Origin of the sequence: Bacteroides stercoris ATCC 43183 (genome assembly GCF_025147325.1) — a bacterium.
Classification (GTDB): domain Bacteria; phylum Bacteroidota; class Bacteroidia; order Bacteroidales; family Bacteroidaceae; genus Bacteroides; species Bacteroides stercoris.
In genome coordinates, this window is sequence record NZ_CP102262.1 from 1,489,824 (window position 1) to 1,510,522 (window position 20,699).

Genomic DNA, 20,699 nt, shown 5'->3' on the forward strand with positions numbered 1-20,699 from the left:
TGTATATTATTTTATGAATTAGAATTGAAGGTCGATTCCTACTGTGAATACACGGCTCTTAGGATAAGCACCCCAGTCCAAGCCTGGCATCATTGGGTTGTTCAGACTATTGACTTCCGGGTCGTAGCCGCTGTAATTACTCAAACAGAACAGATTCTGACCGGTAGCATACACACGAAGTCTGGAAGCATGGAACTTGTTCGTCCATTTTTTCGGCAAAGTATATCCTAATGTCAGATTCTTCAGGCGCAGGAATGAACCGTCTTCAACGAAACGTGAGTATACATCATTAGTGATGTAGCCATCGTAAGCAGGAACCACATTCGAGGCATTGGTCGGACTCCAACGGTCTGCCACTTCAGCAAGCATATTACGACGTCCGCTACGGCTTTGTGTAGCATATAAACGTGTAGCGTTGTAGATGTCATTGCCATAGTTGAATTGGAACATAAAGCTCAGATCGAAGCCTTTGTATTCAAATGTATTGGTGATTCCACCAAACCATTTCGGCATGGCATTACCAATAACGGTACGGTCATTGGTTGTAATATCGCCGTCGCCATCTTGGTCTTTATATTTTGTAACACCGGGGCGGGCGCCTACTTTCTTATCCTTGCTGTAGCGTGAGTTTTGGGTGATTCCCGGTTTCAATACCAAATTGCCATTTGTATCAGTATAGAAATCATCATATTGATAGACTCCATCGAATTCGTAACCGTAAATCAATCCTAAAGATTCACCAACTTTAGCAATGTAGTCGTAACTGGTAAAATTGCTATCAAAACCAGAACGTGCATACATGTGGCTTGCACCGTCTGCCAATGCTTTTAACTCATTCCGGATAAATGAGATATTGAAATTGGTATTCCATGTAAACTCTTTAGTCTGTATGTTGGTAGAGGTTATACTCAATTCGATACCTTTGTTCTGAATCTTACCGATATTTTGCCATTGTGAGGTAAAGCCGGTTGCCTGTGCCAGCGATTGTGCTAATAATAGGTCTTTAGTGTTCTTGATAAAGAAATCGGCTGTTACATTCAAACGATTATCGAAGAAGCCTAAATCCAAACCTAAGTTAACAGAACTTGAACCTTCCCATTTTAAGTTGGAATTTTTTAGTTGCTTGGGTGTCAAAACAGTTACTGTACTATTACCAATGCCATATTTGTTGTCTGTATACAAATCCATAGACAAATAGTTACTGATACGGTCATTACCTACAATACCCCAACCAAAACGAACTTTGAAATTGGAAATCCATTTAAGGTCTTTCATAAATGCTTCTTCCGATACTCGCCATGCGGCAGAGAATGAGGGGAAGAAACCCCATTTATTCTTGTTAGAGAATACAGTAGAACCATCGGTACGTACAGTTGCTGTCAGTAAGTAACGGTTGTCATAGTTATAGTTGGCACGGGCAAAGAAAGTAAAGTTTTGTCATAATAGTTGGTATTAACTTTACTTGGTGTAGCTCCCAACCCTAAGTTGTCATTACCCAAATTATCAAAGGGGAAGTCCATTGCTTCACCAAGTAAATACTCACTGCTTCTAAAAGATACTTCGTGAGCCAACATCACATCATAGTTGTGTTTTTTTACCTTATCTTTCCATGTCAGTGTATTTGTATTAGTCCAACGGACATCACGTCCCATCTGCGTTCTTCCGTATGGTTTCTGTCCGTTACGGTAAGCCTCTTTCGAGCCATCTCTGTAGAATATATCTGTACGGTTATTGGTTGTGTTATAGGAACCGCTTGTCTTGAATGTCAACCCTTTGATAATCTGCCAATTTACGGCTGCATTGGCCGACCACATTTCAGCGCGCTTATCATTCGTTACAGATTCTGCTTGTTTTACGGGATTTACTTGTGCCAAGCTTTCACCAGTACTTAACATTTCAGGGTCAATAGCCGATTCCAAAAGTTCTTCATTAGTCATTTTCAGACCACCAGTAGGACGTGCACTTAATATCTGTGCCAACATGTTGAAGCGACCGGAGTCACCAGATGTACCTACACCTTTACGGTTAGTCATGGCATAGTTTACCGTTAGATTGAAAGATACTTTTTTGTTGATCTTCTGGTCTAAGCGGAATTTAGCTGTAGTTCTGTCGAAACCACTGTTTTTGAAGATACCGTTTTCCACATAACGTGAGAGTGAGCCGTTGTATTTAGTATTGTCGGTTCCTCCCATAATACTTATGTTATGGTCTTGTGACCAAGTAGGGTTGAAGGTTTCACCTTGCCAATCTACTCCGGTTACACCAATATAATCATCAAGTGTTTGGTATTTATAAGGATTACCATCTGCGTCATTCTCTGCTTTGAAATAAGTACTACTGTAAGCTTCGTTGACTTCTCCTTGTAGTTTTACGAATTCATATGGAGAGAGCAGGTCTAATGTCTTTGAGATTTTACGGTAGGTAGCAGAACCATTGTAAGAAATAGTTGTCTTGCCTGCTTTACCGGATTTAGTAGTGATTAACACAACACCATTGGCAGCACGTGCACCATAGATAGCAGATGAAGAGGCGTCTTTTAATACTTCGATAGACTCAATATCGGAGTTTGAAAGATAATCTATGTCCGAAACTTCGAATCCGTCCACAATATAAAGCGGAGAGGCATCTCCAGTTAATGTTCCCACACCGCGAATACTGATGTTGAAGCCTGCACCAGGAGTTCCGTCAGTAGACGTAATTTGAACACCGGCAATTTGGCCTCCTAAAGCTCCGGCTACAGAACTTGTTTGGAAGCCTTCAATGTCCTTAGAAGCTACGGAAGCAACAGAGCCTGTCAAGTCGCTTTTTTTCATGGTACCATAGCCTACGACAATTACCTCATCCAGAGTTTTGCTGTCAGGAGTTAGTTGTACTGTTATCTGTGTTTTTCCTTGCAGGCGGACTTCCTGCGTCAAGTATCCGATGTAGCTAACTACCAGTGTGGCGTTTTTCTTTACTTTGAGAGTGAAGTTACCATCTAGGTCAGCTGCAACACCGTTGTTCTCACCTTTTACTTGAATTGTAGCACCAATTAGAGCCTCTTTATTTTCGTCGAGCACTGTTCCTTTTACAGTAACACCTTGTGCAAAAGTAATAATGGAAACGAGGAGAGCCAAGAGGGTGATGTACCCTCTTTTGCTCAATGTATGATATGTTGGTTTATACATAATTATTTGTCGTTTTAGTATTATTCAAAATTTTCATCGAACCAGATAGCTATTGGTATGATTCTTGTCTTGTCAGGAACGCTACCGTCGGTACTTACTGCAACCTGAGGGATTAAAACACCATTGGCATACTCACCTGTAGCAGATTTCCACATATCTGGATTTATGACTATACTTCTATCTGTTTGGTCGAAATATCCTAATGTCATATCTAAATTCTTTGTATTGTCAAATCCATTAGATGTATCTAAAGAAGACATAGGCTTTTTAGCACCAGTGTTAACATTGCCACTGTTTGCTCCAGTTGTTTTATAGAAATTTACCCATAAATCATTCATTATGCTACCTGCCGTTGACGGTTGTACACCATTCGCAGTTGTAGTATTGACCTCGAAGAAGTTGAAGTTTGTACGGAAGTCCATTATTAAATTATCTGAGGCAACCGTTGTTGGTATTGCCGAGCGTCCACCTGTTTTTGGGTTCATTTGGATGACAAAGGGAGTGTATTTTATTAAATTTTTACTTGCTTTTTTGCTACTTCTAACAAAAACGGGAGCGGTAACAGAATAAGCTAATGGACCATCGCCAACAGTTGCTTTTACAACAAGCATACCAACACACACGTCTGCGCTTTGTAGTTTAGCATTTGAGAAGTCAATAGTTCCTGTATTTTCATTAATTGTAGTTTCTAATAGTTGATCTTTGCCCCCTAATACTTTCTTAACGACTAATTCCCATTTTGCATTTTTGCCATTAAGAGTTGTTGTAGGCGTTAAATTCAAAGCTTTTAACTCAGAAAAAGTACCATCATAATCTACTTCATATTGATTAGCATAGTTCTCTGCCGGGCTCAATCCTAAGTTGTTACCGTAATAGAACGTAAATTTATTGGGATTAGCTTTGATTGTCAGTGTAAAAGAAGTTGTAACTTCGCTTTTAACATTGCTTGCTTTTACAGAAACGGTATAATCGCCAGGTGCTAATGTGTTTTTCTTTGCAATGAAAATTTTACCACTTTCTATATCAATGCTCATTCTTCCTTTCTCTATTTGTTCTTTGATTGCTTCGGAGTTGTTGTCAGCAAAATTATATATTACTTCATCGCCGATAAGCCCTCCTGCTACAGGTATTGTATATTCCATTTCTTCATAAGTTTCTGGAACTACATAGCTGAAAGTTGTGGGATCGATAGGGTTAATAAAGTCTACAACAGTTACTGTATAGGCTTCGGGGAATTCCGCACTGCCGTATTCGTTGCTTACCATAACATTGATATTGTAGATAGCGCCAATTGTAGATAAACTATTCTCTGCTATGCTAATTTTACCGGTTTTTTCATCAATCGTAAATCCGGTTGCTTCCGGTGAAATAGATTTGATGGAATAGTTCATTCCCTCTGAACCTTGGATAGTAGGTAACTGTGATTCGTGTGCTGTATTTTTTTCTACTTTTACTTCCTTAGGCTTGTATTGCAGATTGTATGGCTTGGAAATCACTTTGAATGTTACTGCATCCGGATAGAGATGCTCTCCGGCTTTGGTGGTAAGTTTTAGGCTCAAGACATACTTTTCACCAGGAACGATATTATCTTTCTGGTCAGGATTGAAAGTAATGATACCATTTTCAATGGTGAAATATTTCCGGTACTCTCTGCTTTCATCCTCTGCAAATTCGTATTTGATGATGCTCACATGCTTTTCTGCATCGGTAATTACTTTAGCACTGGCTTCCCACCAATTTTCATCCTCCATTTTTACTAATACTTCTGCAGGTTCTACTGATACACCTTCGGGTACTGCGAGTAGCATATTTACTTGCACAGCATCTTTGAAATCAAAGAATTTGCCATTAGAATAGCAACCTATGCTAATATTGTATAATCCTGGTTTCATCTCATCAGTGTTCTGAACTGTAATTTCACCAGTTTCGGAATTTATCACAAAGTTGTCATTGTTGCTGAAAGATTCGTTATCAAGTGTAATCTTTGTGATTGTAAAATCATAAGGCGTACTGCCTTTATAAGCAGGTGCTTTTAATGTGTATGACATGCTGGGGCCTATATCTGTTATACCCAGATAGTGAAGAATAAACCCTGTTGTATCTGTTGTCTCTGTCTTATCACAAGAGACACAGAACACAGTTAATGCAGCTACCATAATAATTCGTAGCTTGTTGAACGTGCTTGATAATTTAGATTTCATATTTTAAAAATTATTGGATTGCAAGATATAAGATAATGGGTATTCTATACCATTAATAGTTACTTTGATTGATGCTCCGTTTGCACTGTATCCATTATCTGTGAATACTGCTTCAATAGTTTGTCCTTCTGTTTTCTTACAAGGATAAATAACTGTAATAAAACGAGCTGTTTTATTAGCTAATTTATTTATTTTAATTTGATAAGCTTTGCGCTTGTCAAATACATCATTTTTTACAACATAGGCTACTCTTCCTTCCATTTCATTGAAAGTGGCTGTTTCGTTAGTAAATGTCCGTACTACGATATTGTTATCTGTGAATGTAGTATGAGCTCCCATTTTATTGGCATCATATTCTATTTCCGACTCATATCTGCAAAGATTGAAACTTAAATTTGCAGAACCAGCCGCGCTGCCGATACCCTCGTCTACCAATACAAAAAACTCCTTATTTACATAGAATACGGCACGGCGATGACGCATATTGGGATAACTTTGATTTTCAAAAACAAGTGTCTCAACGTTCCCTTTAATTTCAGATTGTAGTAACTTACCGTCAGCTTTCTCACAATTCCGGTCATCAAGTGTCAATGTATTATGGTGCATTGTTTTACGATGCCAGTTACGGTAGCCTTGTATGGTCTTGTCGCTACTTTCATAAGCACATACACCCGAATCAGGGAAGAAGTTTCGCTTGTTGATATATAGTTCAAATGTACCATTATCCGGCTGGTTATGGCTATAAGAAGCAAAACTGGTAGATTCGTCATTAAATTTGTTATTGCTGAAAATCATTACTGTTGATTCGGGAACCCATCCATTACGCATGATATAAAATCCTGCATCTTCAAATAGTTTCATTTCGTTTCCTGGAGTATTACCTTGAGATGCACCACCGTTTCCTGATGTGGCCATGTACTTCAATTCGTCACTCTCTGGGAACATTTCTGAGTATTTTTTGAAATTTTTAGTAAGTATACTACGAGTCTTATTCCATGAATCATTAAACATAGGAACTATTTGGTCTAATTTCTCTTCGCTGTCACTGCTGCTACCTTTGGCAAAAAAATTAGGATAGGTAAAGTGCATTACCACCTCGACTGCTTTTCGGAGTGCATCTTTAAACTCTACTGATTGTCCATTAGCATTAGCTAACTTCATTGCTTCATAAAAATTATCAATTACTCCAATATGATAGTGCAGAGAAAATTCTTTGTGCCAACCGTCTGCAAGAAATTGCTGTATCTCAGTATTTAAGATTTCATTTCCTTTGTTCTTCCAGTTTTCTGCATTTTTAAATTCAGGCATTAATGTACCGGCTGTAGCAAGCGCATTGGCTTGTGTTATAAGGATGTTTCCACCAGACTTATAAGGATACGCCTGCAAAAAATCAGCTTGTTCTGCAAAGGATACCAGAAATGTGGTGAGCCATTCAGGAGTAAAATTGGAAGATGTTTTATAATAATCCAAAAGCTGTACTTGATCAAGAACGCGTGTCGCTACTTGTAGCTGCCACCAAGGACCTTCGTCTATAGGTCCTGCTTCTGGCTTCGGGTTTTGGACAATCCAATCGCTATATACTTCAATCCAGGAATTGATATATTTCTCATCATGGGTTCCACGATATACTTTAGCTTGCGGTATGAACCATTGATGACGGTGTAACTGTTTCTGATATTCTGCACTTGTTCCTTTAGGATTATTGGCCCAATTGATAGCTCCTGCTTTTCCTACAGAATATGGTTTTCCTATAGCAGGATCTTCAAGTTGTCCGTTAACATAAAAACGATATTCTAATGCATAATTTGCTTTGGATAAATCAGCATCGCTGTAAGTTACATCGACCAATGAGAGATTAGGATTTATAACATTAGTTCGTGTTCGGTAATATTCCAACAATGCGCTGGCAGCAAGATAATCCTCACCTGCTTCATGATATTGCTTTACTTTTTCCAAGCCGGGATAGTCGAGGTTGAGTTGGTCAAAAACAGCAGTGTTCAATACTGCGTTTTCTTTGTTCTCAGGAGTCAGTTCAGGACTGATGTTTCCGCCTGTGGCGAATTCTTCTTCGTCGTCAACACATCCGGAGAGTGCAAACATTGCGAACAAACAGATAAAAAGAGTGTTCTTCATACTTAAGTTGTTTTTTATTAGTAAAAGTTTCAATTTTCCTTGCCGCAAATATATTACATTGATTTCTAAGAGCTAATCTCTCTTGTTTATGCTTTCTTTGAAATCTGAATTTTATTATTAAATTTGTTGAATGAAATATCGTATTTGTTTAAAAAGCCTGCATGGGGTATTCTGAGAGGGGTGTTTGGATGAATAGGAACTATCCTTTCTTATGTGCATTCTATCAGTATCTTATCAGAAAAAATGTTAGCCTGTACCTCCTTCACCCTTCACAACTCTTTATTCATGCGGGATAGCGGGTGAAGCCCGGTTGTAGAGCTTCATTGGCAATGCTATACAGTTGCATCTAAAACTCCACACCTTACCACCCGAAAGTGCAGGCATTTGTTAGGCAAACCTCAGGGATTTTATCTGTTATAGCGCGGCATTTCACTCGCAAAGACGCGGTGTTTCGGACGCTAACATGCGGTGTTTTGAAAAGCAAAATTGCCTTGCGGGATAAGGACTATCCTTTTACTTTTTTAATGTACTCCGTCGGCAAACAGCCTATATACTTCTTAAAGCAAGTTGCAAAATAAGAAGATGAATTAAATCCCACCATGCTGCTGACTTCGGTTACCGTATAACGTCCGCTTTTCAGCAGTTCGGTAGCCCTTTTGAACCGTACTTTACGGATAAAGTCGATGGCTGACTCTCCGGTGATTGCTTTCAGTTTCAAATGTAGGTTGGAGCGGCTCATATTCATCTTTTGCGCAAATTCATCGGTAGAGAACTCAAAATTATCAATGTTTTCTTCTACGATGCTTACGGCGCGTTTCAGCAACTCTTCGTCCATGGCATTGAAAGTAATCTTCTCCGGTTCCACTTCCAAGGATTTGGCGTACTTCTCGAGCATGTGGCGGCGGGTACGCATCATGTTCTGTATCTTGGAAGTGAGGACGGCGATGGAGAAAGGCTTGGAGATATAATCATCCGCACCTACTTGCAGGCCTTCCAACTGGTCTTTTATGTCGGTTTTGGCAGACAGGATGATAACCGGAATGTGGCAGGTACGAATATTCTGTTTGATATTCTTACATAGCTTGATACCGTCCATTACAGGCATCATGACATCGGTGATAATAATGTCCGCCTCATGGTTCTTCAGTTTTTCCAAGGCTTCTTCACCGTTTCCGGCTTCCAGTATGTTGAACAATGCAGCCAAACCGCTGCTGAGATAATGGCGAATCTCCTGATTGTCTTCCACAATAAGGATGGTTCCGCGTTTCTTGTCGCCCGTCTCTATGGCTTCATTCTCCATTTTCTCCGTATCGATGAAATACATTTCTTTGGAGTTGGTGGAGTACACCTGCTCTTCTTCCTTGGAAGTGTTGGAGTCTGCCAGCTCGGTGGCCTTATAAACGGCCAGGTCTTGCGGCAGATAGACGGAGAATGTACTTCCCTTGCCCTCTTCGCTCTCCAGTTCGATGCGTCCGTGGTGCAAATCGACCAGACGCTGTACCAGCGACAGTCCGATGCCGCTTCCTATATGCTGGCTTTCTATCTGATAGAAGCGTTCGAACACTTTACCCTGCTTATTGATAGGAATGCCGGCACCGGTGTCGCTCACTTGCAGTATCAGCCAGTTGTTTTCCTCTTTCAGGGTAACGGTGATACTTTTTCCGTTGTCCGTATATTTGAAAGCATTGGACAAAAGATTGTTGACAATCAGTTCCAGATAGTTAGGGTCGAAAAGTTCCTCTTTTTCTTCCAAATCGGAGTGGAAAGCGTAGTGTATCTCTTTGTGGCGTGCCAGCTTGTCATAATACAGGAAGTTCTCGCGTATCAGGCGATAGGCATTGCCTTTCTTTATTTTCAGCTCGAAAACTCCGAGTTCCGCCCGGCGGTAGTCCATAAGTTGGTTGACAAGGTGCAGCAGGCGGTTGGCATTCCGCTGGATGTATTCCAGTTGGTTGCGGGTCCAGCGGTCGTTGATTTTACTGATGACCTCTTGAAGCGGTGCCAGGATTAAGGTAAGCGGTGTACGGAGTTCATGCGAAATGTTGATGAAGAAGCGCATCTTCATCTGGTTGATTTCTTCGCGGTGTTCCTTGTCGCGGCGTTCGATTTCAAGCTCTGCTTCCATTTTCTTGCGCATCCAGAAGAAGCGGAATACGAATGTGACAAAGCCGGCAAAAGTGGCAAGGAACAGTATGACAGCCCACCAGGTCTTGTACCACACGGGCAGAATAACGATTTCCAGTACGGTAGGCGTGGTGTTCCATTTGCCGTCGTTATTGGCAGCTTTCACCATGAAGTGATAAGTACCTTGCGGCAGGTTGGAGTAGGACACCGGATGCCTGTCCGTGAGGTAGTACCACTCTTTATCGTAACCGTCTAATTTGTAGGCGAATGTATTATGCTGTCCGGAGATGTAGTTCGATACGACAAACTCCAGGGAGAATGCTGTCTGCCAGGATTTCAGCGTGATGCTTTCCGTGTCGCTGATATTCTTGCTCAGAATGCCGGTTTCATCGTCGGGACGGACGGTCTTGTTGAAAAGCTGTAGCTTGGTGATTACTACCGGCGGGGTATAGGGATTGTCCTGCAACAGTTCCGGACGGAATGTAGTAAGGCCGTTTATGCCTCCGAAGTACATCTCGCCATCGGAAGTGCGGTAGCAGGAAGAGGTGTTGAACTGATTGCTCTGCAATCCGTCCGCTTCGGTGAAGTTGCGGAATTTCTCCGTTTCCGGATTGAAGCATGAGATACCCCGGTTGGTACTCATCCACAGGCGGCCGTAAGAGTCTTCGAGAATGCCGTAAACCACGTTGTTGGGCAGTCCGTCGGCTTTGGTATACCGTTTAATCTGCTTGGCTTTTTCGTCGAAACAATAGAATCCTTCGCGTGTACCTATCCAGACCAAGCCGTTGTTTGCCTCGTAGATGTAATTGGTGAATGCTTTAGTAGCGGTGGATTCGGGTAAAATGTCCGCTTTCTGTATGGAGGTTCCATGCTGGTTGAATACGGACACGCCTTCCTCACCGCCTATCCAAAGACGCTTTTTGGAATCCCGGAACAGGGTAGTAATCTTCTGGACGTTGATTGGCGTTCCGTCATTTTCCTGAGTGATGGTGGTAAAACTCCGTTTTTCCGGGTTGAAGTGTACCAGAGCGCTTAATGTTCCTAAAAGGAAATTGTTCTCTCCGTCGGGAAGGATGGCATATACGTTCTCATTGATTAACGGGCTGTTGAGCTGGTTGAAGTTTTCCATGCGTCCGCTGTTGCGATGCAGGATGCTCAGGCCGCCGGCATGTGCGCCGATGTATACTAGTCCTCTCGGTTCGTCCACGTATACGGATTTGATGTTGTTGGAGCCTAAGCCGTCTTCGCGCTGGCTTTCCTGCAATGCATAGTGGATGAACTTCTGAGCGCCGGGGACGTAGAGGTTCAAGCCGCCGTCGTTGGTTCCTATCCAAAGGTTCTTCTGTTTGTCCTCGACGATACAGCTTGCAACATTGTCGCTCAGCGAGTTCTTGAACGGGATGTGCTCTATGTTCTTGAAGCGGTTGCGGATGGGGTGGTAATAATTCAGTCCGCCGAAATACGTTCCCAGCCACATGCCGCCTTGCGAGTCCATGAAGATACTGCGTACGGAGCGTTGCGACAGGCTGCCGCTTTCTACGGGATTGCTGCTGTAGGACATGAACGAGTCGTTGCCTTCATGGTAGATGTTGAGGTCATTGAAAGTTCCTATCCACAAGCGGTTTTGTGAATCCAGTGCCAGTGAGCGGATATAGTTGGAGCTGATGGATTGCGGGTCGGAAGGGGAATGCCTGTATGTTTTGACTTCCCGGGTCTTGGGGTTGACAAGGAGAAGGCCGGAACCTTCCGTGGCTACCCATATACGGGTAGGAGATTGCTGCAGGATGCTTTGGATTTGCTTGCTGCCTGGAATGTAAGCGAGTTTTTCGAGTGTATTCTTCGGAATGGAATAGCAGTACAGACCGTCCGACGGTGTGCCTATATAGATTTGGTCGTCATGCCTGTATAGGGCGGATGCAACCATTTTGTGCATTGCCGTGCCGAATATGTCGTCTACAAAACGGGATGCGGGGATGTCGAACATAGTCAGCCCTTCGAGCGTGCTGATAAGCAGCCGCTCCGGCGAAAGTTCCACAATGCCGTTGACTTGCAGGTGCTTGCCGTTCTTTTCGAGGAAGAAGTTCTGGAACTTGTCTTTTTCCTCGTCATAATACGACAGGCCGTCGCGGGTGCCGATCCATACACGCCCCTTGCTGTCGGTCATAACAATGCGGGAGATGTCGTTGGCGATGCTGTTGGGGTCGTTTTCATCGTGCTGATATACGGTAAATGTGTATCCGTCGTACTTGTTGACGCCGTCGTAGGTGGCGAACCACATATTGTCGAGCTTGTCCTGCGCTATGGAGAAGACCGTGCTTTGTGACAGACCGTCGTTAATGGATATATAAGAAAAGTTTATCTGTCCCCAAGCTTCCGGATAAGCGTTAGAGACTCCCGTTATACATAAAATAAACAGGATGGTTGTTATCTTTTTCAGGATACTCATTATTGAACCGTAAAATTTATGATGGACCAAAGATACTAATATCTTTCAGAATTTCTATATCTTGTGGAGTATTTGCACAAATATAGGGTTTTCCGAAACAAATAGGGGATAGGTGTGAGGCGCAGCTTTCGTACTTTTGCCGCATCGTTTTTAAGTTTAATATCAAATAAGGATGAAGAAAAACATTTTTGCTATCTGCATGGTGACGGCAGCGGGGTGCATGGCAACGCTGACCGCACAAACCAAAGGCGCTGAAACGTTGGTTCCCCTGACCGAACGGGTGAATGTTCAGGCAGACTCTGCACGTATCGACCAGATTATAGACGGTCGCTGGGTGGCTGTCGGTGCAAAGAAGAAACACGCGATTCAGCGGGATTTCACATGTCTGTTCAACGGCAAGCCTTCTTACCGTTTCGAACTGCGTCGGGAGGACAACACATTGGAGGGATACGGCAAGGGAGAAACCAAAGGCCGTGCCGAGCTTTCTTATTGTTATGCCACTTCGGCGGATTTTAACGGACTGCCGGCGGATGCTTACCGGAAAGCGCAAATTACGAAAACCGTATATCATCACGGAAAAGGCATCTGTCCGCAAGGGGCTTCGCGCGATTATGAGTTTTCCGTATATATTCCGTCTGATTTGGACAGCAATGTGTCCACCATTTTTGCCCAATGGCACGGCATGCCCGACCGCACGCTTGTGCAGACTCCTGAGGGTGAAGTGAAGAAGCTGACCGTTGACGAGTTCATAGAGCTGGATAAGACTACTATCTTCAAGAAGAATACCGGATATGAAAAGGTGGCAAAGTTGGATAAGCTGGGAAATCCGGTGAAAGATAAAAAGGGAAACCCTGTTTATAAGGCAGGGAAGAAGAACGGCTGGCTGGTAGAGCAGGGCGGTTATCCGCCGCTGGCTTTCGGATTTTCCGGCGGTTGGTTCTACATCAAGGCCAATTCGGACCGCCGCTGGCTGACCGACAAAGACGACCGTTGCAATGCCAATCCGGAAAAGACTCCGATAATGAAGCCCGTTACTTCCGAATACAAGGCTTCTACGATAGCCTATAAAATGCCTTTTGCCGACTTCCCCAAAGATTGTTGGGTGACTTTCCGCATTCATATCGACTGGACCACCTACGGCAAGGAAGCCGAAACCATTGTGAAACCGGGTAAGCTGGATGTGCAGATGGAGTATGCCGACAAAAAGAAAACCGTTAAAGAGCATATCGTGAATAACGAAGAAATCCTGATAGGACGCAACGACGACGACGGCTACTACTTCAAGTTCGGCATCTATCGCGTAGGCAACAGCACAGTGCCGGTATGCTATAGGTTAGCGGTTAGGGATTAGTGATAACACTAATCGCTAACTTCTCTTTCTCTGGTAGACGAGGCAGGTGGTGAGGAAGTAAATTCCGGTTTGTATCCATAGGGCCTGATACTCGAAGGCTACTTCGTTGAGGGTGGCTCCCATGCTGTTGATACGTACATAGCCGTTGATTCCGAAAGTGGAAGGGAAGATATAGGAAAAATACCTCCAGAATTCGGGCATTGCGGCGCCTGGCCAGGAGATGCCGGAGAGGAATAACAGCGGTACGGAAGTGAACACAAACAATAACATACAGGTTTCCCGGTTGCGTATGGCAATGGATGCTGTCATTGCAAAGAAGATGCAGGCTGTCAGGTAGGGCAGGGCAAACAGAGCCAGCACACTGGGAATTGCTATCTGGTTGAGGCTGAAAAGGCGCGGTACTACACATAGTATGTACACGGCTACCAGCGAGTAGACCATAAAATAACTCAATCCTTTTCCCATGACGATACGGAATGTTCCGTTGTAATGAGGGTCGTCAGGAATCAATTCTTTGAACCGGTTTTGCTCGCGGGCTGTTCCGGATGCCAGACCGATACCCAACAGCAATGTCTGCTGTATAATCAGTATGAGTACGGCAGGTATCAGGAAGGCGGCAAACCCGTTGGTGGGGTTGAAGATGGCTATGTCCTCATACTCGATGGGGTAGGCTGTTATTTCATCCTGGCGGGCGGTAGTATTGCCGGCACGTTCCATTTTAATATCCGCATTCATGGCGAGCGACACGTTGGTGTTGGCAGTGAGCAATGCCTTGTAATAGAGCAGTCCGCTCATGTCGCAGAAGATGCTGACTTGCGTCTGCTTGCCCCGGACTATGTCATCGCTGAAGCCGGAGGGTATGTAGATGATGCCGTATGCCTTGCGCTCTTTCAGCATGAGTCTGGCTTCTTCCATATCGGCGCAATGCGCCACGATGCTTGTTTCGGGACTGGCATCCACTTTCCTCAGATATTCCCGGCTCAGGGAACTGCGCGAGTTGTCCACCACCACGGCAGGCACTTCACGGACTGTTTCGTTGGTATAGATGAACGAGTATATCAAAGGATATGTCAACGGAACGAGTACAAAGAATATCAGCACACCCTGGTCGCGAAAGAGGTTGCGTAATTCCTGCTTCCATACATAGAACAGGTCGTATATGCCTTGTACTACTTTCTGTTTGAAGGTAATCTGTTTCATCAGGGTAGGTATTTATAGTGTATCAATGCTTCTTTCAGCCTGCGGGCCACAAGGAAAGGAAGCATCATGAAAACAAGCAGTGCCACATAGTTCATCCACGAGTAAATCATGGGATAGCCGTTCAGGGCCTGGTCTGCGTAGATAAGGAAGTAATGGCGCAGGGGAAACAGGTTTGCCAGGCCTTGCAGTACGGGATGCATCGCCATGGCGGGAAATGACAGTCCGCACATGGAGAACGACAGTACGCCCCATAGGGAAGCAAAGCTGAGTCCCAGACGCAGGGTGGGCAGAGTACCTATCATCAGTATGCCCATGCCTTGCGATGCCAGCACCAGGCAGAGCGTGGCGAGCAGCATCGGCAGTATTCCGCTGTTGCAGGGGAAATGCAGGAAACCGTACAGGTATGTGTTGTATAAGATTCCCATAAGGAAGAATACGGCTGTATGCGGCAGCAGCTTTCCGGCAAGGGATATCCAGATGGAACCGTTGCCCGTGCGCAACCATTCGCGGGCGGTACGGTCCTTGATTTCCACCCCGATGGAGTAGACGGTTATCATAAAGATAAGCAGCATCAGTACGCCCGGAGCAAAAGTGTTGCACAGGTATACGGAGTAATTCAGCCACGGATTGTTCAGCGGATGGGTGTTGATGACAATCGGTTGCAGGAATGCCATTGCCTGCTCTTCCGTTGCGCCTTTGGCGTATAGTGCGGTGCGTGCGGCGGCTCCCGATGCCAGTTCGCTCATCATCTTCATGTCTTTAAAGAGCAGTGAACCGGCTATGAGCAACGTATTGTTGGTGTAGAAGGATACTTTAGGCTGCCGTTGTGCCTGTGCTTTGGCGGCTGTTCCTTCGGGGATGTAGTAGAAGCCGTAAATTTCTCCTTTCTGCATGGCGATGCGTGCATCGGAAATATCGGGATAGCGGGCTACGACGGCGGTTTGCTCAAAAGCATCCAGGTTGCGCACCAATTGGCGTGAAGTGGCGGTCATGTCCCGGTCCACCACGCCGACGGGCATGTCGGTAGGTAAGCCGGAATCCATTAGCGTTGTGAAGAATATATAGCAGAACAGAGGTGCTATGACCATGCAGAACAGGTATAGCGGGCGCGAAACGAGCCGTCGCAACTCGCGTTTCATCACATTCAGCAGGGCTGTGTATTTGTTGTTCTTCTTCTCCATTATCACTCTGTCACCTTATTGTTTTACAACCTTATGCAATCTTGTCACTTATTCAATATCACGCTCATACCCGGACGCAGGCCTTCTGTTTTCTCCAGTGGAGATGCCTTGACTTCAAATGTCTTTAAGTCGAACTGTCCGGTTGTTTTGGTAGCTTTCCAGGCGGCGTATGTGCCGAGGTCTTTCAGGTAGTATACTTTCAGACGGATGTTCCTGTCGAGGGCGGGGATGAAAGCTTCAAATTCGGTTCCCATGCCCAGTCCCTGCAATAAATCCTCGCGCACGTTGAAAGTGACCCACATATCGTCCATAACGGCAATGTTCATGATGGGGGCGCCTGTGCCTACCAGTTCGCCTGTTTTGGGGAATATTTCGGAAACCTCTCCGGCTGTCTGCGCTATCAAGCAGGTTTCCCTGATGTATGATTCCACTTCGGCAACAGCGCCTTTCGCACGCTCTACCAGGGCGGCTGCGGCAGCCTTGTCCTCGCGTTCCGCGCCGTTCTTCGCCATAGTGTACTGGGCTTGTGCGGCTTTTTCAGTGGCTTGTGCGGCATCGCGCTGGGCGGTAACTTCGTCCAGCTTCTGGGCGGACATCACTCCCTGGTCGTGCAGGTTCTTTACGCGTTTGTACGATTTTTCGGCAATGGCAAGTCCTGCCCGGGCTTTTTGCCATATTTCGTAGGCTGCCTGTATCTGTTCCTGGCGGGCGCCTTTCAAGGCTTTTTCGTTTTGGGCTTGTGCGGCGGCTTCGGCAGCACGGGCCTGTTCCAGTTTTGCCTGCACATCCGGGGCTTCGAGAATGGCAAGCGTATCTCCTGCCTGCACGCTCTGTCCCTCTTTCACCCGGAACTCCAGGATACGTCCCGGTACTTTGCTCGATACGCGATACTCTGTTACTTCGGCCTGCCCTTGTATGATTTCCGGCCCTTTGCGCAGCATGAAGAAACCTACGAGGGCAACGATGGCGATTACTCCCGTCAGGGTGAGGAATGCCAGCAACATGTTACTGTTTTGTGATTTTGTATCCATTATTGTAATTTATGATTTCAGTTTTTAATTCTCGATATTCAGACTTCCCGTTGCTTTCTTCAGATAGATTTCCGTCAGCTTCACGTCTATCTGTGCATCTATCTTTTCCGATTGGGCAGACAACCAGGCGGTGTGGGCTTCCAATACATTGCTTGCCGGGATAACCCCTTCCTCGAATCCGAGAGTGGCGTAGCGCAGGTTCTCATCAGCCTTTTCCAGGTTCTTCTCCGCCATGATAAGTTTCTTGGCCGCTTCGTTTACCTTGAAAACCGATTGGCTGACCTGCAGTTCTATCTTTTCTTTGGCATCGTCCAGTTGGTACCGGCTGATGCGTGCTTCGGACTTGGCGGCTTTTACCTTGTAGATGCCTTCTCCCCAATGCCAGACAGGTATGCTGACCATGACGCCTACGTTCCACATGCCCTTGAACTTGTTTTCGAAGCTGTTGAATACGGACGGATTGGTTGCCATATAGTTTCCGATGAGCGCTACGGACGGCAGGAATTCCGAACGGATCACGTTCACTTTCTGCTTATAGATTTGTGCGGCGAGTTCCAGGCTGCGCACTTCCGGCCGTGTGGCATATACGTTATTCATGTCGATGCTGCTGTTGTCGGCCGGGGTGGGGAGCAGGTCGTCTTCCTGCTCGTCTGCCAGAGTGACGGGAGTGGAAAGGTCTAATCCGCATAGTTGGCATAGCAACATTCTGGAAAGGCTTAAACCGTCGTTTACTTTTGTCAGTGTCATTTCGGCTTCGTTCACTTTGACTTTTACCGACAGTCCGTCCGCTTTGGTCGCCACTCCTTCGGCAATCATCTTGTCTATGTCGCTTTCCAGTTTTTGCAGGAGTTCGAGATAGCTTTCCGCCAGTTTCTTCTTGTTGGCGAGAGACACCACTTGCCAGTATGCCTGGTCGGTGCTCAGAATTACTTCCTGCATTCCGCTGTTGTGCTGCTGGCGTGCCAGTTCTTCGGCATATCTGGTTATTTTGTTGTAGGCGCGTATCTTGCCGCCCATATAGAGGGGTTGGGTCAGCGTCAGCGCTCCGGCATACATATTGCGTGTGTCGGTGCGGAAAGCATCTACGAGCGATTGTCCCAATCCGTTGAGCGGAGTGGCAATGTCTATATTGCCCAATGATTGCACAAGTGCCATGAATTGCGGGTTCTGTGCCAGTTGCGGGTATTGGGTCATCATTCCCTGGATTCCGTTTTGCAGCGCGCCGCTTACCTGCGTTCCTACACTGCCGAGTGCACCTTTCTGTGCATCGTTCAATAAGGAAAACTCTTTCTGGTTGCGCATATATCCGCCGGTAGCGGAAATCTTGGGCAGATAGTTTGTAAATGCTTCTTTTTTACGGTAGTGCGCCGCATTGATTTTCTCGCGGCTTATCAGCAGCTCCTTATTGTTGGCTACGGCCAGTGCACGGCAACTATCCAGGCTCAGGATGCCCTGTGCGCTCGTTGGCAGCATCAGGCAGGTCAAGTAGATGAAACAGAAGAACTTTTTCATTGTATCTATACATTGTAAATGTTGTGGGAATATTGTTTTATGAAGCAACAATAATTGCATAAACAACGATGCAAATGTATAGAGTTTCAATGATATTACAAAATAAATTGCGGATTTTTTGATTTAAGGGAGGGGAAGAAACAGAAAACAATCTTTTTCAGACAGAAGAACAAAAGAACAAATTTTAGTTTTGACACACCTCAAATTTGTTCTTTTGTTCTTCTGTCCGAATCAATTCGAATCAATCCAGATTGAACGACTGTGAACCGATAAGCGTTCCGTCCGAGAATATGTCTACACGGTAGCTTCCTGCGTACAGGAACTCCTCGACATCCCAATACACCGTTACGTTCTGTTCCTCGCCGTTATATTCTATATATTTCTTGATGGAATATACCAGTTCGCGGTTTTCATAGGGGAATGTATTGGAATCGCTTTTGCTCAATACGCCGTTGTCCGGTTTGGTGATACGGACGTAGAGGGTGCGTTCGCCTGTTTCGGCAGTTATGTTCTTGACAATTGTGAAGTTGATTTTCAGCTTGACGACGTCTTTTACCTTTTTGGCTTTCTTGCCCCGCTTGTTGGCGGCAAAGATGTTGATGTTCGTTGCATCGAGCTGGGCGGCAAGCGTCACTTTCTTATTCAGGTTTTTCTTTTCTTCGGCAAGGCTGCTGATTTGTTGCGAAGCGACATTGTATTTGCGGGTAACGTCGGCTATCACCTCTTTCTGGTGGGTAGTGAGGCGGCTCAGGGAGTCTATCTGGTTGATATAGCCTATCATTACTTTACGCAGGGTTGCCAGTTCTTTCTTCAATCGGCGTATTTCGGTGGCATTGGTACTTTTTACGGTACGGAGCTCTTCCAGCAGACGCTGCGTTTTCAGTTGTTCCTGCTCCAGAAGGACGGAAAGGGAGTCGTTGGATACGGTGAGCTTCAATTCATCGTACTGCTTGGCGAAGTCGGTGTACTGGTTTTCCAGGTCTTCCTTTTCCAGGTTGAATTCCTGCACCAACTCGTTGTTGGCGCGTTTTTCTGAAATCAGCAATACGGTAACACCTATTAATAATAGTATCAGAATGCTTCCGACAACAACCTGAAGCGTATTTTTCTTGTTGGCCATTTTGATAGTGTTTAGTGGTTAATGATTGGTGATTGACAGACGGATGCTTCCCTCTATAATCGTAAATCGCCGCAAAAATAATCATTAATCACCAATCACTGATCACTAACCCCAATCAAATTCTTCATTTAACTAAAATTATTACGGAAATATTTCTTTAATCAGGAATGTCGTTGTATTTTTGTAGCAACTTTATAGAACACTAATAAACAAAAACTTTAGAAATTATGTCAAAAGTAACCGTAGTAGGTGCAGGTAACGTAGGTGCTACATGCGCTAATGTGTTAGCCTTTAATGAAGTGGCTGACGAAGTGGTAATGCTGGATGTTAAAGAAGGCGTTTCAGAGGGTAAAGCAATGGATATGATGCAGACTGCTCAACTGTTGGGCTTCGATACCACTGTTGTAGGTTGTACCAACGATTATGAGAAGACAGCTAACTCCGATGTTGTGGTAATCACTTCCGGTATTCCCCGTAAGCCGGGTATGACCCGCGAAGAGTTGATTGGTGTGAATGCAGGCATCGTTAAGTCGGTTGCGCAGAACATTCTGAAATATTCTCCCAACGCTATCCTCGTGGTTATCTCCAACCCGATGGACACTATGACTTATCTGTCTTTGAAATCTCTGGGTATCCCCAAGAACCGTATCATCGGTATGGGCGGCGCTTTGGACAGCTCTCGTTTCAAATACTTCCTGTCTCAGGCTTTGGGCTGCAATGCCAACGAAGTAGAAGGTATGGTTATCGGCGGTCACGGTGATACTACCATGATTCCTCTGGCTCGTCTGGCTACGTACAAAGGCCAGCCGGTAAGCACGCTGTTGAGCGCGGAAAAACTGGATGAAGTAGTTGCTTCCACTATGGTAGGCGGCGCTACGCTGACTAAGTTGCTGGGTACTTCTGCATGGTATGCTCCGGGTGCGGCAGGTGCTTATGTGGTTGAATCCATCATCCACAACCAGAAGAAGATGATTCCTTGCTCGGTATATCTGGAAGGTGAATACGGCGAATCGGATATCTGCATCGGTGTTCCCGTTATCCTTGGCAAGAACGGTATCGAAAAGATTGTTGAACTGGAACTGAACGCTGACGAAAAAGCTAAATTCGCTGCCAGCGCCGCTGCCGTCCACAAGACAAATGCTGCTCTGAAAGAAGTAGGCGCTCTCTAATCGGGAGACGACCTGGAATATAATAAGTAAAGCCTCGCTGACTTTTGCCGGAAAGGGAAAGTCG

General features: G+C 45.1%; 10 protein-coding genes and 1 pseudogene. 2 read left to right on the forward strand and 9 right to left on the reverse strand.

Annotation, left to right across the window (positions count from 1 at the left end):
* Positions 1 to 18: 18 nt before the first annotated feature.
* From NQ565_RS06125 to NQ565_RS06140, 4 genes and pseudogenes are all read right to left on the reverse strand, one after another.
* Positions 19 to 3,167, reverse strand: a pseudogene (locus NQ565_RS06125) (SusC/RagA family TonB-linked outer membrane protein).
* Positions 3,168 to 3,187: 20 nt separating this feature from the next.
* A complete protein-coding gene (locus NQ565_RS06130; protein ID WP_005658155.1) occupies positions 3,188 to 5,368 on the reverse strand; it encodes a surface glycan-binding family protein in 2,181 nt (726 codons plus the stop codon).
* Between the two features lie 3 nt (positions 5,369 to 5,371).
* The gene (gene hepC, locus NQ565_RS06135) at positions 5,372 to 7,501 is read right to left on the reverse strand and encodes a heparin-sulfate lyase HepC (RefSeq protein WP_005658153.1); all 2,130 of its coding nucleotides are present in this window, start codon (positions 7,499 to 7,501) and stop codon (positions 5,372 to 5,374) included.
* Between the two features lie 505 nt (positions 7,502 to 8,006).
* Positions 8,007 to 12,071 (reverse strand): hybrid sensor histidine kinase/response regulator transcription factor, encoded by a 4,065-nt coding sequence (locus tag NQ565_RS06140; RefSeq protein ID WP_005658150.1) that lies wholly within the window; start codon positions 12,069 to 12,071, stop codon positions 8,007 to 8,009.
* Between the two features lie 172 nt (positions 12,072 to 12,243).
* Here NQ565_RS06140 and NQ565_RS06145 point away from each other — a divergent pair, with 172 nt between their 5' ends.
* The gene (locus NQ565_RS06145; RefSeq protein ID WP_005658146.1) at positions 12,244 to 13,422 is read left to right on the forward strand and encodes a heparin lyase I family protein; all 1,179 of its coding nucleotides are present in this window, start codon (positions 12,244 to 12,246) and stop codon (positions 13,420 to 13,422) included.
* Between the two features lie 15 nt (positions 13,423 to 13,437).
* On the opposite strand, the gene NQ565_RS06150 is transcribed toward NQ565_RS06145, so the two are convergent.
* From NQ565_RS06150 to NQ565_RS06170, 5 genes are all read right to left on the reverse strand, one after another.
* A complete protein-coding gene (locus NQ565_RS06150) occupies positions 13,438 to 14,622 on the reverse strand; it encodes an ABC transporter permease (protein WP_005658143.1) in 1,185 nt (394 codons plus the stop codon).
* Entirely contained in the window at positions 14,622 to 15,803 is a 1,182-nt protein-coding gene (locus tag NQ565_RS06155; protein ID WP_005658141.1) for an ABC transporter permease, read from the reverse strand. Before NQ565_RS06155 ends, NQ565_RS06150 begins: the two co-directional genes overlap by 1 nt.
* Before the next feature lie 44 nt (positions 15,804 to 15,847).
* Entirely contained in the window at positions 15,848 to 16,834 is a 987-nt protein-coding gene (locus tag NQ565_RS06160; RefSeq protein WP_005658139.1) for an HlyD family secretion protein, read from the reverse strand.
* Between the two features lie 24 nt (positions 16,835 to 16,858).
* A complete protein-coding gene (locus tag NQ565_RS06165; RefSeq protein WP_040316330.1) occupies positions 16,859 to 18,346 on the reverse strand; it encodes a TolC family protein in 1,488 nt (495 codons plus the stop codon).
* A 241-nt stretch (positions 18,347 to 18,587) separates the two neighbouring features.
* Positions 18,588 to 19,466, reverse strand: a complete 879-nt coding sequence (locus tag NQ565_RS06170; RefSeq protein ID WP_005658137.1) for a hypothetical protein — start codon at positions 19,464 to 19,466, stop codon at positions 18,588 to 18,590.
* A gap of 227 nt (positions 19,467 to 19,693) precedes the next feature.
* On the opposite strand from NQ565_RS06170, the gene mdh reads away from it, so the two are divergent.
* A complete protein-coding gene (mdh, locus tag NQ565_RS06175; protein WP_005658135.1) occupies positions 19,694 to 20,635 on the forward strand; it encodes a malate dehydrogenase in 942 nt (313 codons plus the stop codon).
* The last annotated feature ends 64 nt before the right edge of the window (positions 20,636 to 20,699 follow it).

Bases quoted from the DNA above. Each gene is read 5' to 3' on its own strand.
- NQ565_RS06130 (WP_005658155.1), bottom strand. From the start codon at position 5,368: ATGAAATCTAAATTATCAAGCACGTTCAACAAGCTACGAATTATTATG.
- hepC (WP_005658153.1), bottom strand. From the start codon at position 7,501: ATGAAGAACACTCTTTTTATCTGTTTGTTCGCAATGTTTGCACTCTCC.
- NQ565_RS06140 (WP_005658150.1), bottom strand. From the start codon at position 12,071: ATGAGTATCCTGAAAAAGATAACAACCATCCTGTTTATTTTATGTATA.
- NQ565_RS06145 (WP_005658146.1), top strand. From the start codon at position 12,244: ATGAAGAAAAACATTTTTGCTATCTGCATGGTGACGGCAGCGGGGTGC.
- NQ565_RS06150 (WP_005658143.1), bottom strand. From the start codon at position 14,622: ATGAAACAGATTACCTTCAAACAGAAAGTAGTACAAGGCATATACGAC.
- NQ565_RS06155 (WP_005658141.1), bottom strand. From the start codon at position 15,803: ATGGAGAAGAAGAACAACAAATACACAGCCCTGCTGAATGTGATGAAA.
- NQ565_RS06160 (WP_005658139.1), bottom strand. From the start codon at position 16,834: ATGGATACAAAATCACAAAACAGTAACATGTTGCTGGCATTCCTCACC.
- NQ565_RS06165 (WP_040316330.1), bottom strand. From the start codon at position 18,346: ATGAAAAAGTTCTTCTGTTTCATCTACTTGACCTGCCTGATGCTGCCA.
- NQ565_RS06170 (WP_005658137.1), bottom strand. From the start codon at position 19,466: ATGGCCAACAAGAAAAATACGCTTCAGGTTGTTGTCGGAAGCATTCTG.
- mdh (WP_005658135.1), top strand. From the start codon at position 19,694: ATGTCAAAAGTAACCGTAGTAGGTGCAGGTAACGTAGGTGCTACATGC.